The organism is Lacticaseibacillus parahuelsenbergensis, from assembly GCF_030770265.1.
In the GTDB taxonomy this organism is placed as follows: Bacteria; Bacillota; Bacilli; order Lactobacillales; family Lactobacillaceae; genus Lacticaseibacillus; species Lacticaseibacillus casei.
Genome location: NZ_CP132482.1, coordinates 2,104,099 through 2,119,036, shown reverse-complemented (window position 1 = coordinate 2,119,036; position 14,938 = coordinate 2,104,099). Strand labels below are relative to the sequence as shown.

The following is a 14,938-nucleotide window of genomic DNA, read 5'->3' as shown; positions in this document are numbered from 1 at the left end:
TTTGACAAAATCAATTGCGCAAAATAAAACGCTCGTTTCGCTTCGATTGGTATAGGCTGGGAATCGTTTGCATGGTAGAATAAAAGAGACGTTTGTACCTGTTGAAAGCGAGGCGATCGGAATGATTACTTGGTGGACCCAACAAGGATTGGGTTTGCAATTGGTGGTGGGCGTAGTTGCGTTGGTGATCGTTGCCGGTCTTTTATGGATGTTGCTCTCGTTGGTGTTGTTACCGTTGCTGGCTGTCTTGCAGCGCGTTTTGTCATCGGTAGAGAACACAACGTCTATGAGCACTCAGGATTATTTACTGGGTACGTTGACGCTGGCAGTCACCCCTGATCATACGGGCGAAGTCATGGTGACGGGTGGCGGCCGAGCGCGGCAAACTTACCCGGCTAAATTGTGGTCAGGCACGCATCGCCCACTTGAGCAGGGAACCAAAGTCGTGATCATCGAACTCACACAAGGCGTCGCATATGTTGATGCAGTCGCCGCACATAACCAACCCTAAGGAGGGGACGAATGGAAATTTTAGCTGATTATATGCCATGGATCATTGTCATCGTTGTCTTACTGCTACTTTTTATTTTCTTGGCAACGCACCGCAAGACCGCATTACCTAACGAGGTCCTGATCATTTCCGGGGCCTTGATCTCCGGTAAGCATAGCTTCCGGGATATTAACGGGAATCGGGTGAAGCTGATCACGAATGGCGGGTCGTTTATCCTGCCGATTCTGCAGCGCTGGGATGTTTTAAGCCTCAACACGCGTACGATTGAGGTTGCGACCCCAGAAGTTTACACGCAGCAGGGCGTTCCGATTATCGTCAACGGAACGGTTATTTTAAAAATCGGTTCCAGTCAGGAAGAAGTCGCGACCGCTGCCGAACAGTTTTTAGGCAAAAATGACGAACAGATCAACGCCGAAGCAACCGAGATTCTGGAAGGCCACTTGCGGGCTATTTTAGGCACGTTAACGGTTGAGGATACTTACCAAAACCGGGATGCGTTCGCTGAGAAAGTCCAGGACGTGGCGAGTTCCGATTTAGCCAAAATGGGCCTGCAGATTATCTCATTTACGATCAAAGATATTGCCGACAAGAACGGCTATCTTGATTCATTAGGTAAGAAGCAGATTGCCGAGGTCAAGAAAAACGCGGCAGTTGCTGAAGCGGCGGCTAACCGTGACACGCGGATTCAGCAAGCCCAAGCCGATCAGGAAGCCAAACAGCAGGAAATCGAGCGGCAGACTCAGGTGGCGGATGCCGAACGCGAGCAACAAGTCAAAATGGCCGACTTCAAGAAGCAACAGGAAATTGCCCAGGCCGATCAGGCAGCGATTGTTGAGCAGATGAAGGCCAAGCAGGTTCAAAAGGAAAAAGATATTGAACTGGCCCAGAAGAACGCGGAACTGCAGGAACAGGAACTGAATGCCACCGTCCGCAAACAGGCGGATGCTGACTTGTATAAAGCTCAGCGCGCGGCTGAAGCACAGAAGGCGACCCAGATTGCTGCAGCCGAAGCGTCAGCCAAGCAAGTTGAATTGGCTGCTGAAGCGAATGCCAATGCTACGAAAGCAATTGGGGAAGCCGAAGCCGGAAAGACCCGGGCAATCGGGCTGGCCCAGGCGGAAGCGATCGCGAAGCAGGCTGAAGCGGCTCGCCAATTGGATGAATCCGGTCGCTTCAAGATGACTATCGAGGCAATGCCGAAGATTATTGAAGCTGCCATGAGTCCTTATGCTAACGTTGATTCGATTAAGCTCTATGGTAACGGCGACCTCACCAAGCAAACCAGTGGTAGTTTGGTGAAGGAGCTGGACATGCTTCACGAAGTGGCAGGCATTGACATTCGCGGGATGTTAAATGGTGCTCTCATGCATCAAGCCGGCAATCAGCCAGTGGTCGATGCCATCAAGGGTCGACACGCGAACGCTGCCGACAAGGGGCTGCAAAAACAGTCGGAAGCGCCGCAAAAGCAACCGGCAGCACCAGCAGCACCGGCAACCTCCGCCGCTAAGCCAGCCGATGCCAGTCAATCGGCAGCAAGTGCGCCAACAAAAGAGGCAGATAAGCCGTGGAAGAAATAGCGACTGCGTAACGTAAAAAAGGCTCCCGCTTCTCAGTCATTGAACTGGGAAGCAGGGGCCATTTTTTGATAGATCAGCAAACACCATATACCTCAAGCAATGCCTTCAATATAAGGTGCTGGCCGGTGAAAGTTCTGGTGGATACTGCTGTATATGACGCGGACGGCTTTGTCGTAATCCTTATCATTGACGCCGATCAGTAAGTTGATATCGTCGTTGGTTTGACTGACCAGCTGAACATTTAACAGGTTGTCATCCAAATAAGCGAGCACTTTTCCGGCAATCGCCGGTCGTTTCCGTAGTTGGCGGGAAACCATCGCAATTAAGGCGACATTTTCGGTGACTTCCAGTTTATCCGGCTGACAGGCAGTTTTAATCGCTGTTGTTAACTCACGAACCGAGATTTGGTGGCGGGGTTCCCGAATCAACAAGCTGAAGCTGTCGATCCCGGTTGGCAGGTAGTCTACGACTAGATGATGGGCAGCAATGACGCCCAATGCGCGTTGAATGACTTCCAAGTGTAAGGCAAGCTGGTATTGACGAATAGTAATGACGAGATAATGTTTTCGCCCAGCAATGCCGGTGATAATGCGCAGCTCATCGCTGGGGTCGTCATCATGAATGATCAACGTTCCCGGATCCTGTGGTGCATTGGTATTGAGAATGCGGGTGGGAATTTTACATTCACGAACCGGCTGGACGGCTTCTTCCTGAAACACGCTAAAGCCCATATAGGTCAATTCGCGCAACTCATCATAGCTCATCACGTCAATACTGTCGGCATCCTTGATAATGCGCGGGTCCGCCATTTTAATGCCAGATACATCAGTCCAGTTTTCATATAAATCTGCCTGAGCCAGCCGTGCTAGCCATGCGCCAGAGATATCGGAGCCGCCACGGGGCATGAGTTGAACATGTCCGGCTTGATTCTGTCCGTAAAACCCGGGGATGACCAAGCCATGATGCTTAGGAAGCTGACGATAAGCCGCCTGAGTTTTGGCTTCGTCAATGGCGCCGCTTTGATCAAAGAAGAATAAGTCGGTGGCATCCACAAAGGTATAACCCAGATACGCCGCCATCAGCCGAGCGGTCAAAAATTCGCCGCGGGATACCAGATAATCGCGCGAGTAACGCGTGGCAAGCCGATGACGGATCGTGTTCATTAATTTAATTAAAGGCACGTGTAACTGTAATGCGTGATTGATGGCTTCCAATCTGGCCTCTACCTGAGCGAACATCTGCGTCACATCGCGGCCGGCTTCCATGCCGTCAGCAATAAGGTAGAGGGTGTCTGTGAGTTTTTGGGTGGCCGGGCCATATTTACCGGCGGCGCTGACGACCACAAGCTGACGCTGGGGATCCTGATCGATAATGGCTTTGACTTTTTGAAATTGATCGGCGGTGGCAACGGAACTGCCGCCAAATTTTGCGACTTTCATCCGATGACCTCCTGATCTAATTGCTGTTTGACATCGCGCGCGACGAGTTCGCTATCGCCAATCGCCGCCATGAATGCATGGGCGTCAATTGCCAAAACACCGCGCATGAGTCGATGCATTTCGCCGACTGGGATTTGCTTAATCAGCAGCCGGTGATCGATCACTTCGGTTTGCTTGTCGTTAAACATGGCAAAGGTCAATGGATCAGCGCGCAACAGATAGTCGGCAACACTGAGGTCAGGATCAAATTGTAAGGTTTGCTTGAAGTCTCGTTTTAGATGGGTGACGTTTTCCAGAATATCAAAAAGATCTTGTACAATGGCGTTGGCCGTCGGATATTTACCTGCGCCCTGGCCATAAAACTGCAAATCGCCAATGGTTTGGCCGTGCAGGCGAATGAGGTTGAAGTTTTCAAAAGTATTTGCGGCCAAAGCGGTGGCTGGATAAAGCCGCGGCTCAACGACCATACTATAATGATCACCGATTCGCTTACTTTTACCGATTAAACGCAGCACTTGATGGTGTTTGGCGAAAAAGTCGATGTCGGCCTTGCTGACGTGACGGATGCCAAACTTAGGCACATCACGCGGCGGTACCATGTTGTAAGCTAAAGCTGCAGAGATTTTGAGTTTATTAACAATATCATCGCCGTCAATGTCGGCACTCGGGTCGGCTTCGGCATAGCCCATATCCTTGGCCGCCAAAAGAACAGGATCGAAATCGAGGTGGGCGCGTTGCATCTGGTCTAAAATGTAATTGCTAGTGCCATTAAAAATGCCTTCGATTGTATCGACTTGATCAATCCGCGCCGCCCGTTCCAGATTACGGATCCAGGGAATCCCACCGCCAGTCGTTGCTTCAAAATAGAAGCGAACATGATGCTGTTTGGCAGTGGCAATAATTTCAGGCAGATAATGGGCAACAACCGCTTTATTGGCCGTCACGACATGCTTGCCATGGCGCAAGGCCCGAAGAATATAATCGTAAGCGGGATGTAGCCCGCCGATTGCCTCAACCACCACATCGATAGAAGGATCCGCAAGAATGGCATCGAAATCAGTTGTCATCTCAGGCATGGTGGCAGGGTGGGTTGGGCGAATAAAAATCGCAGTGACCCGCATTCGGCGATCACCATTCGCAACAATATCGTAAACGCCGCTACCGACAGTACCAAAACCTAAGATGGCAATATTCATATTTCTCAGCTCCTTGTTTATAAAATATAGACACTTGTTTTTCTAATGCGAACAGATTATCATATCCATATCGTAAAAACAAGTCGGATCAGATAGGAGAATCGTTCACATGCGATACACGAGCACACGGGATCAACGAGTAACCAAAACGAGCCAGCAAGCCATTAAGCAAGGTATTTCCGAAGAAGGCGGCTTATTCGTTTTGCCGCATTTAACGGATTATCGGATTGCGCTTCAGGATTTACTGGGAGCAGATTATGAAACGATCGCTCAGCATGTTCTCATGACCCTGTTGCCTGATTTTAACACTGCTTCACTGAAAAAAGCGATCCATTTAGCATATCGGCAAAATTTTTCCGACAAACGCATCACACCGATTCGAAAAGTCGGCGATTTCCACGTGCTTGAATTGTTTCACGGCCCGACCAGTGCGTTCAAAGACGTGGGGCTGCAATTATTGCCCCAGTTGATGCGGTTGGCCCTTGATCCGGAAGATCGCATTATGATTCTGGCGGCAACCAGTGGGGATACCGGCACCGCAGCCTTGCAAGGGTTCAAAAATGTGCCGCAAACGGGTATTACGGTTTTTTATCCCGATCATGGGGTTAGCCCGATTCAGGAGCAGCAGATGCTGACAACAACTGGTAAGAATACGCGGGTGTTCCCGATTGCCGGTAACTTTGACCAAGCGCAGAGTGCGGTCAAAGCATTGTTTACCGATACGGGTTTTGCAGCCCGGCTGCAGGCAGAACAGGTTACGTTATCGGCGGCTAATTCCATTAATATCGGCCGACTAATTCCGCAAGTGGTTTATTATTTTGCTGCTTATCTGCAACTGGTTAACAGCCATGCAATCCAGTTAGGGGAACCGGTTAATTTCACAGTGCCGACCGGAAACTTTGGCGATGTGCTGGCTGGTTTTTATGCCAAGGCACTGGGCTTGCCGATTCATAAACTGATCGCTGCGGCCAATGCCAATCGCGAGATCGCAGACTTCCTGGATACCGGCATCTATGATCGTAACCGGCCGTTTTTAAAAACCGTTGCTCCAAGTATGGATATTCAGATTTCAAGTAATCTGGAACGCCTGCTGTATTATAAGAGCGGCGAAGATAGTGCCTATGTGGCCATGCTGATGAAAGATTTGGCAAAAACGGGACGCTATCAAGTCCGTTCTGATGTACTGGCGACGATTCAAGCCGATTTTGCCGGTGGCTTTGCGACTGACGAACAGGTAGCAGGAGCGATTGCCAAAGTCTGGCAGCAAGATGGTTACCTGATGGATCCGCATACAGCGGTCGGTTATAGTGTCATGCAACAGTATCGTGCCACGGGAGATGCCACGCCGAATGTCTTGTTGGCAACGGCGAGTCCCTATAAGTTTCCGCGCGCGGTGGCTAAGGCACTTGACTTGCCGGTGTCAGGCGACGATTTTTCGTTGATGGCACAATTGCAACAGCTGAGTGGCGTTGCAATTCCAGCAAATCTGGCCCGTTTGGCAACGATGACGCCTCAACCTAAACACGTGGTTGCACCAGCAGCAATGGGTGCCGCCATTCTCGATGCGGCAAAGGAGGTTTTTGACGATGATTCGCGTGTCCGTTCCGGCAACAACCGCTAATTTAGGCGTTGGTTACGATGTGTTGGGGATGGCCCTTGATCTCAAAGCTCGGTTTACTTTTGAACCGAGCACCCAAAAGCTTGAAATCATCGGTGATGAGCCCGCTTTCGCTACCCCGGAAAATTTAATTTATCGCGCCTTTGTCACGTTTGCGGATGCCATTCATCAACCGGTTCCCAATTTACGCATCACCGTTGATTCGGATGTTCCTAGTGCGCGGGGATTAGGCAGTTCGGCAACGTGTGTGGTCGGCGGTCTTGCTGCGGCGAATGCCTGGTTTCACGCCGGCTGGGATCAGGCCGCACTTTTGAAGTTGGCGACTCAGTTGGAAGGGCACCCGGATAATGCGGCGCCGGCCATTTATGGACAGGTTTGTGCGACTATTTTGGTAGGTGACGAGCCGATTGTCCGACAGTATCCCGTCAGTCAGCAGCTGCACTTTGTTGTGTTGATTCCGCCATACGCGGTTAGCACTGAAGAAGCTCGCAATATTTTGCCGGCAACCATGAGTTATGCGGATGCGACTTATCAAATGGGCCGCTGCGTTTTGATGACCCGCGTATTGGCGGACGGTGATTTATCGCTGTTACGCCAGGTGGCTCAGGATCGAATGCACGAGCCGTATCGCGCCACGCTGATTCCAGATTATCAGGCAGCGCGCCAAGAGACGGCCGCACACGACGGGGTCTTATTGATTTCCGGTTCGGGATCGACCATGCTGGCCATTGTTGGCGATGCTGCCGGAGCCGAACAACTGCAAAAGGCAGCCGCGCAACGGTGGCCGGAATGGCAAGTTAGAATCGTGACGCCGAGTGAACAAGGCGTACAGGTGGTAAAAACGGGGGAACTTTCAAAAAAGGCCGAGCATTGAAGCTTGGCTTTTTTTACGCGCCATGATTGTTTTTTCTACGCCAAATGTGGTTATATGGCGAGAAAGATCGTTAGAGGGCAGGCAACAAGATATCATCGTCTCGTTTGACGGCTATTTTTGGTAATATAAAGGCAGACAACTGTCATGATCAAGACCAGAAAGGACGGAACGGATGGAGCGGATTAAGTCTAACGAGCGGGTACTGATCAACATCGGCCAGCACTGGTATTACACGACCGCGAGTCGCCTGTCGCAGGTTATTCATGACACGATTAAAGCGGCGTTGGGGCCTGATCAGCATGAATTGTTATTCGTCTATTCGTTTACCACCAACAGCCGGTACAGCCTGATTACTGATGGCAAACGGCTTTGGCACTTGAGAATTAGCGATCATCGCCAAGCCGGTTACCAAGGTTTCAACTTTGATCTGCGAAATACTGCTAACTTCGGCGAACTCCGTGAAATGATTCGGGGCTGCCTGGCCAGCCCCAACAATACGTTGCGAGTGGGTGGCCTTGCTTACATGCTTTTGCTTGTCAAGCATACCGGGGTGATAGAAGACGAGCAGCACAACGTTCAAATAGCGGTTGGCGATCAAGTCATCAGTTTGTCTCTAAAGCGTCTGTCTATGCTGCTGGACCAGCTAAAACAACTGAAATTGATCACGGCGGAAGAAACGGGGGCCGCCGTTGCTACTGCGCTAGGTGAGGGCGTGATAAAACGCCTGACGACGCCAGAAATTTTACAACTGTGGCACGGCGACGGGGCGCTTGACTTTTCAGTCCGAACTATCCTCGAAGTGTTTGCAACCGGTTTGCCAAAAGAAGAGAAACTCAATATGATCAGCCCTTATAACACGGTGGTTGCGGTGGGTCTAAAAGGCAAACCGCATCGTTTTAGTATTCCGGGGCGGCTTAGAGGTGAATTGAAAGTCGGGCAAATCATCGCGGTAAGGGCCTCGTATCGGCAGCGCGCACTTGCCTGCATCACGGAATTAACAACTGTCCCGAAGGAAGAACAATTAGCCGTTCACATGGGGTGGGTCAGTAAGCATCCACCCACGGAAGAAGAGATCGCTGCGTATCTGGCTGAGAAAGCGGACCAAGCAGAGATGTCTGACTAAAGGAGTATAGCCATGAAAAAAGAGCCTATCAAATCATCGGTTCTAGTCTATCCAACCATTTTCACCGAATTTAATGATGAAGACGGCCATTATTTTACAGTCACCAGCCCAAATATTAAAGGAATGGTGACCGAAGGAACAACGCGTGAAGAAGCGGCCATAGAGGCTGTGGATGCCATCGCAACCATGCTGGATGGTGAACCTTATCCACCAGTTCAAGATCCGTCGAATTGGTTGTTGGCAGCTAATCAGAGCATTGTGTACATCACGGTCGATATGGCGCAGCTGAAACAGTTTTGAACCACACTACCAGTATCTTCATGAATGCATATTGCCAGTATGGTATAATTCGAGAGCGACGAGCGAAAAGTTGAACCGCTTCAACCATCGCTTCGGGAATGTCATATGCAGCCGGCAACAACCACGTCACTGATTGCGGCTGCATTTTCAATGAAAATTTCAAGGCGCAGGCGTAATGAGCCTGAACCTATCGAACGAGGAGATTATCATCCAGATGAAAGATGCACCCAGTTTTACCCCCATTCTGCTTGGCAGTGATATGAACGTGTACGGGATGGCGCGTTCGTTCCACGAGATGATCGGCGGTGCGATTGATGTTTATGCACGTGAACAGCTTGCGCCGACGCGTTTTTCGCGTATCGTGAATGTCCATCTGATTAAGCAGTTTGATTCCGACCCCACGTTCATCGAAAAAATGCGTGAAATCGCGCACCTGCATGCGGCTTCGGCAGGTCGACTACTCTTAATTGCGTGCGGCGATACATATGCGCAACTGGTATCCAAACATAAAGACGAATTGAGTCAGTGGTTCATCTGCCCTTATGTTGACTATGATTTGCTGAAGCGTCTGAATAGCAAGGAAAGCTTCTATCAGGTATGCGAGGAATATCATCTGCCGTATCCTGCGACCAAAATCGTCACCAAGTCGATGTACGAAAGCAACGCTACGATTACGGCACCGTTTGAATTTCCGGTGGCGCTTAAACCGACTGATTCGGTGGAATGGTTGAACATCCATTTTGAAGGACGTAAGAAGGCGTTCACGATCCACTCACAGGTTGAGCTGACCAACACGATTGCCAAAATTTATGACAATGGCTACACGTCGGATCTGATCTTGCAGGATTTTGTTCCCGGCGATGATAGCAACATGCGCACCATGAACTGTTACGTGGATCAATATCATCACGTTAAAATGATGTGTCTGGGACACCCGTTGCTGGAAGATCCGACGCCGGCTTCAATCGGTAATTATGTGGCGATTATGCCGGCGTTCGATCAGAAGCTGTACGATCAAATCAAGGATTTCCTGGAAGCCATCAAGTTTACGGGTTTTGCCAACTTTGATATGAAATATGATCACCGCGACAACACCTTTAAGTTGTTTGAAATCAACATCCGCCAGGGACGCAGCAGTTTCTTTGTCACGTTAAATGGCTACAATCTTGCCAGCTGGCCGGTTCGCGATTATATTGTCGGTGATCTCAAGGATGCTCCGACGGTTTTCGGTAATGCTGACCGCAGCAAATACAAGCTATGGCTGGGCGTGCCGGAGCGGGTCTTCAAGCAATATTCCGCCGATAATGAAGCCAAGCGGGAAGCGTTGCAGCTCATCAAAGAAAAACGTTACGGGACGACGGTCTTTTACAAGCCGGATATGACCTTCAAACGCTGGATATTGCTTAAGTACATGTTTCACAATTACGTTGGCCGGTTTAAGCAGTATTTTTCGGAAAACAAAGGTAATGTGTGATAGAATAGTTTTGTTAGGGATACCTAAACTTGCAAGGGGGCATTTCTGTTGGTTACTGAAAATGATTTAACGATTGAATCCGTGCATTATAATCGACTGCTGTTGGCGGTCGATGATGATGACGACGACTCCTCGCGCAAGGCATTGAACTACGCCTGCACGGTCGCCAAGATTTACGATATTCCGCTGGGGATTGTTTCGGTTCTGGAAACCGGCGATTTGAACATTTTCCAATCATTGACACCTGACGATGTTGATGCAGCACGGGAAAAGATGGCCAAGAACCTGAATACTTATGTTGAAAAAGCGCGTGATTTCGGCGTTCAAAAAGCCCAACCGATTGTAGCAGAGGGCCGTCCGGCGGCAGCGTTGCTTGATGAAGTCATTCCTGCATTCAAACCAGACTTAGTCATCATGGGTTCGCACGTGCGCCGTGGTCGGTTACGTCTCGGACACGTGGCAAGTGAAGTGGCACGTGATGCGTCGGTATCTGTCATTATCGTTCGCTAATATTGTAAAAGCATCACACATCACAACAAGCAGCCGTCGCGACTCCAAAAAAGAGTTCGGGGCTGCTTTTTGAGCGCAGACTGGCGACGGATAGCAAGCAAACAGTCCAGCGTACGCTCGACGCAATTGCTGGAAGACCACCCCTTAACTAACAGAAACGAGGCATCCCATGCATTATCAAAACGTCAGCGTCGGCAAACTTATTCGCCGGGTTAGCCGTTTCACGGTCGAAATTGAATTAGAGGGCGTGACGACGCCAGTTCACATGAACAATACCGGCCGCAATAAGGAAATTCTGATTCCCGGTTCGCTTGCCAGTGTTCGCCATGTGGCCAACCCTAACCGCAAAACGCACTACGATCTTTTAGCCGTGCAGCGGCAAAATCGCTGGATCAATATTGACAGTCTGGCACCGAACCATGTGGCCAAGGAATGCTTGGAAACAGGAACCTTGATACTGCCGGGGTTGACGTTGCCGTATACGGTTCATCCGGAGACGACTTGGCGGGATTCCCGACTGGATTTTGCCGGCACAGCTGCAGATGGGCAGCCATGGTTTGTCGAAACCAAAGGCGTGACGTTAGCGAATGGCTCGTTAGCCGCATTTCCCGATGCCCCGACGACTCGCGCATTGAAGCATGTCCATACCTTGATGATGGCGCAGGCAGAAGGCTACCAGGCGTTTTTGGTGTTCATCGTACAGTTGCCAGATATTCAGGAGATGACCATTTATCGGGATCGTTTTCCCGAGCTGGTCACCGCGATCACCAACGCTAAGCAAGCCGGCGTTCGGGTGTTGGCATATGATACGGTAACCGGTCCCGATGCCATTACGTTAGGACACAAAATTGCCTTTGATGAACAGCTTCCGTTTACAGAAATCGACTTGGCGAGTTTGTGAAAAATGAAAACTCGTTCATAAAAATTTCATTTTGACTTGACAATTTTATTTAAGCATTGCTACCGGGTCATTAATCGTCCCTAGCCCTCAATCCTATGCAGATGAGGGCTTTTTTGATGGCGGAAAAATCGTGGACTCGAAGACGCTGAGTTCTTGGCGAAAAATGAAAATGAGATTCCGTGATTTGAATCACACACAAATGATCTTTACAATGGTTAGCATTGTTTCAATTCGATGACAACTGTTTCTTAAATAAGACGCCAAGTAACACAAGGCATAGCAAATAGCTTTAAGCAAACAGTACTGGGTACACGCTTGTCAAAAAGCGGTGACCCCGAGAGGAGAAGTGAACGGATGCAACACAAAATTGAAAGTGATGCAGAAACCAAAATCGAAGTCCGCGGGTTGACCAAGATTTTTGGTAAACGAATTAACCGCGCTAAGGAAATGCTGAAAAATGGCAAAACCAAGCCGGAAATTTTAAAAGCAACCGGCGCAACGGTCGGCGTTGATCGGGCGGACTTTTCGATTAAAACCGGCGAAATCTTCGTGATTATGGGACTTTCCGGATCCGGGAAATCAACGACTTTGCGGATGTTGAATCGGTTAATTGAACCGACTGCCGGTCAGGTGCTGATTGACGGTGACGATATTGCCAAAATGGACAAACAAGGTATTCGCGAGATTCGGCGTAAGAAACTCAGCATGGTGTTCCAAGGGTTTGCACTCTTGCCGAATCGAACCGTGTTGCAAAATGCCGCCTTTGGTTTGGAAATTCAAGGTATGGATAAAGATGAACGCGAAACCAAAGCCAATAAAGCGCTCGACCTGGTTGGCCTGAACGGGTTTGCCGATCAGTATCCGGATCAATTATCTGGCGGGATGCAGCAACGGGTTGGCTTGGCGCGTGCCTTGGCCAGTGATGCCGAGATCCTGTTGATGGACGAAGCCTTTTCCGCGCTTGATCCGTTGAATCGTCGGGATATGCAAGATGAACTGCTGGATTTGCAGGAAGACATGCATAAGACGATTGTGTTTATTTCGCACGACTTGAACGAGGCGTTGCGGATTGGCGATCACATTATGATCATGAAGGACGGCGAAATCGTCCAGATCGGTACCCCTGAAGAAATCCTGAGTCAGCCAGCTGACGATTACGTTGAGAAATTTATCGAAGGCGTGGACCGCAGTCAGGTTTACACGGCGGCTAATGTCATGATTCGGGCCAATACGGTCAACATTGACAAGGATGGTCCGCGGTTGGCGGCACGGCGCATGCGGGATAACGAGATTTCTAGTCTGTATGTGGTGAATACCCAACGGAAACTGGTCGGGATTCTGGATGCGGATGATGTACGAGCGGCGATTGATGCCGGCAAGAAGGATCTGAAGGATATCGTTAAAACCGATGTGCCGACAACCAAAATGGATACGCCACTGGCCGATCTGCTTGACGCGGTTTCCACGACTTCGGTTCCGTATGCCGTTATCGACGATCGTGACCGGTTACGCGGCATCATCATTCGCGGTGCCGTGTTAGGGGCACTGGCAGGACAGGAGGTCAATGTCAATGTTTAATCTTTTCATGAATATTCCGACTTTACCGTTGGCCCACTGGATCGATTCGTTCGTGGCCTGGTTAACCCAGTTTTCCGGGTTCTTCGGGGTGCTGACGAACTTCATCGGCAGCATTGTGAACGCTTTTCAGGCCGTGTTCGATTTAATTCCGATTTGGCTGTTCATCGTGCTGATTATGGCGTTGACATGGTATCTGAAACGGGATCAGAAGTATCGGAGTCTGTTGATTTTTGAACTGCTGGGCTTACTGCTGATCTGGAATCTCGGTTTCTGGCGCGACATGACCCAAACGCTCACCCTTGTGTTAACAGCCAGTCTGTTAGCCATTGTGATCGGTATTCCCCTCGGTATCTGGGCCGCGGAAAGCAAAACGGTGTCTGCCATCGTGAAACCGCTGATGGACTTCATGCAGACCATGCCAGCCTTTGTTTATTTGATTCCGGCGGTTGCGTTCTTTGGCATCGGGATGGTGCCCGGGGTGGTTGCCTCGGTGATTTTTGCCATGCCGCCAACCGTTCGGATGACCCAGCTTGGCATTGATCAGGTACCGGCCGATCTGAACGAAGCAGCCGTTGCGTTTGGCGCAACTAGTTGGCAGCAGCTCATCAAGGTGCAGCTGCCGTTTGCCCGCGGGACGATTATGGCCGGCATCAACCAAAGCATGATGCTGGCGCTGTCGATGGTCGTCATTGCGTCCATGATCGGGGCGATGGGCCTGGGAACCAAAGTCTATTTTGCCGTTGGACGTAATGATGCTGGCGGTGGCTTTGTCGCCGGCCTTGCGATTGTCATTTTGGCGATCATTTTGGACCGGATCACCCAAAGCCTCAATCGCACGCGCTAGGAGGTGGTCGTTTGCGTTTTTATAAAAAGATCATCGCAACCATGGCGATGATGGCAAGTGTCTTGCTGCTGGCGGCATGCAGCAGCACCCAGCCTAAGTACGATGCCAACAAGCCATTAGGGCCGCAGATCAACTATACGATTACAGGGATCGATGCCGGTGCCGGGATTATGACCAGCACGGATAAGGCGTTGAAAGCTTACGGACTGGCGGATAAAAATTGGCAGCTGCAGCCGAGTTCAACCGCAGCCATGACCAGCACGTTGAAAAAGGCGATTGCCGACAAACGGCCGATTGTGGTCACCGGTTGGACGCCGCACTGGATGTTCACGAAGTTTCCGTTGAAGTTTCTGAAGGATCCTAAAAATGTTTATGGTAAAACCGAGCAGATCCATACGATTGTGCGTAAAGGACTCAAGCAGGATGATCCGCAAGCCTATCAGGTATTGGATCAGTTTCACTGGACGCCAAAAGAAATTTCCAGCGTGATGCTCGCCGTCAACAATGGCCAGGATCCGGCTGATGCTGCCAAAGACTTCGTTAAGAAGCATCCTAAGCAGGTCGCCGAATGGACGAAAGGTGCGAGTCATGTCAACGGACATCCTAAGTTGACGTTAACGTACATTGCCTGGGATTCGGAAATTGCCTCCACCAATGTTGTGGCAACGGTCTTGCGCCAAGTCGGCTACAAGGTCACGATTCGCGCGATGGAGCCGCAACCGGTCTGGGCATCGGTGGCGACTAAGGCCGCAGATGCGCAGGTTTCCGCGTGGTTGCCTAACACGGCTGCCAAGTTATACGCCGATTACAAGAATCAAGTCGTTGATCTTGGCGTCAACATGGACGGTGCTCGCGTTGGGTTGGCTGTGCCGAAGTATATGAAGAACATTAACAGTATTGAAGATTTGAAGAAATAGAAGATCGTTAACGCCAAGGGAGTCGCTCGCAAGATTGCGGATGGCTTCCTTGGTTTTTTTGTTGGGTGGGTTAATG

General features: G+C 50.2%; 14 protein-coding genes. 12 read left to right on the top strand and 2 right to left on the bottom strand.

What is annotated here, in order from left to right:
- Positions 1-121: 121 nt before the first annotated feature.
- Positions 122-511, top strand: coding sequence for an NfeD C-terminal domain-containing protein (locus LACPH_RS09900; protein ID WP_306386794.1), 390 nt, complete (start codon positions 122-124; stop codon positions 509-511).
- 11 nt (positions 512-522) lie between these two features.
- Positions 523-2,088: a flotillin family protein gene (locus LACPH_RS09895; protein WP_306386793.1), complete on the top strand. Its 1,566-nt coding sequence runs from the start codon at positions 523-525 to the stop codon at positions 2,086-2,088.
- 92 nt (positions 2,089-2,180) lie between these two features.
- Here LACPH_RS09895 and LACPH_RS09890 read toward each other — a convergent pair whose 3' ends face one another.
- Positions 2,181-3,527 (bottom strand): aspartate kinase, encoded by a 1,347-nt coding sequence (locus LACPH_RS09890; RefSeq protein ID WP_306386792.1) that lies wholly within the window; start codon positions 3,525-3,527, stop codon positions 2,181-2,183.
- The gene (locus LACPH_RS09885; protein ID WP_306386791.1) at positions 3,524-4,723 is read right to left on the bottom strand and encodes a homoserine dehydrogenase; all 1,200 of its coding nucleotides are present in this window, start codon (positions 4,721-4,723) and stop codon (positions 3,524-3,526) included. Before LACPH_RS09885 ends, LACPH_RS09890 begins: the two co-directional genes overlap by 4 nt.
- Positions 4,724-4,832: 109 nt before the next feature.
- Here LACPH_RS09885 and thrC point away from each other — a divergent pair, with 109 nt between their 5' ends.
- The 10 genes from thrC to LACPH_RS09835 all read left to right on the top strand — a co-directional run bounded on the left by thrC (position 4,833) and on the right by LACPH_RS09835 (position 14,862).
- Complete coding sequence (gene thrC, locus LACPH_RS09880; RefSeq protein ID WP_306386790.1) at positions 4,833-6,344, top strand: threonine synthase; 1,512 nt, start codon at positions 4,833-4,835, stop codon at positions 6,342-6,344.
- The gene (gene thrB, locus LACPH_RS09875; RefSeq protein WP_306386789.1) at positions 6,310-7,215 is read left to right on the top strand and encodes a homoserine kinase; all 906 of its coding nucleotides are present in this window, start codon (positions 6,310-6,312) and stop codon (positions 7,213-7,215) included. The genes thrC and thrB overlap by 35 nt, the downstream gene beginning before the upstream one ends.
- Before the next feature lie 172 nt (positions 7,216-7,387).
- Entirely contained in the window at positions 7,388-8,338 is a 951-nt protein-coding gene (locus tag LACPH_RS09870) for a hypothetical protein (RefSeq protein ID WP_306386788.1), read from the top strand.
- A 12-nt stretch (positions 8,339-8,350) separates the two neighbouring features.
- Entirely contained in the window at positions 8,351-8,638 is a 288-nt protein-coding gene (locus tag LACPH_RS09865) for a type II toxin-antitoxin system HicB family antitoxin (protein ID WP_306386787.1), read from the top strand.
- 214 nt (positions 8,639-8,852) lie between these two features.
- Entirely contained in the window at positions 8,853-10,112 is a 1,260-nt protein-coding gene (locus LACPH_RS09860; RefSeq protein ID WP_047106406.1) for a carboxylate--amine ligase, read from the top strand.
- A gap of 48 nt (positions 10,113-10,160) precedes the next feature.
- Positions 10,161-10,622, top strand: a complete 462-nt coding sequence (locus tag LACPH_RS09855; RefSeq protein ID WP_087912570.1) for a universal stress protein — start codon at positions 10,161-10,163, stop codon at positions 10,620-10,622.
- Positions 10,623-10,791: 169 nt separating this feature from the next.
- Positions 10,792-11,523, top strand: coding sequence for a DNA/RNA nuclease SfsA (sfsA, locus tag LACPH_RS09850; protein ID WP_049169144.1), 732 nt, complete (start codon positions 10,792-10,794; stop codon positions 11,521-11,523).
- 354 nt (positions 11,524-11,877) lie between these two features.
- Positions 11,878-13,101, top strand: a complete 1,224-nt coding sequence (locus LACPH_RS09845; RefSeq protein ID WP_049169143.1) for a quaternary amine ABC transporter ATP-binding protein — start codon at positions 11,878-11,880, stop codon at positions 13,099-13,101.
- The gene (locus LACPH_RS09840) at positions 13,094-13,945 is read left to right on the top strand and encodes an ABC transporter permease (protein WP_010491791.1); all 852 of its coding nucleotides are present in this window, start codon (positions 13,094-13,096) and stop codon (positions 13,943-13,945) included. Before LACPH_RS09845 ends, LACPH_RS09840 begins: the two co-directional genes overlap by 8 nt.
- An 11-nt stretch (positions 13,946-13,956) precedes the next feature.
- Positions 13,957-14,862, top strand: a complete 906-nt coding sequence (locus LACPH_RS09835; RefSeq protein ID WP_306386786.1) for a glycine betaine ABC transporter substrate-binding protein — start codon at positions 13,957-13,959, stop codon at positions 14,860-14,862.
- Positions 14,863-14,938: the final 76 nt, after the last annotated feature.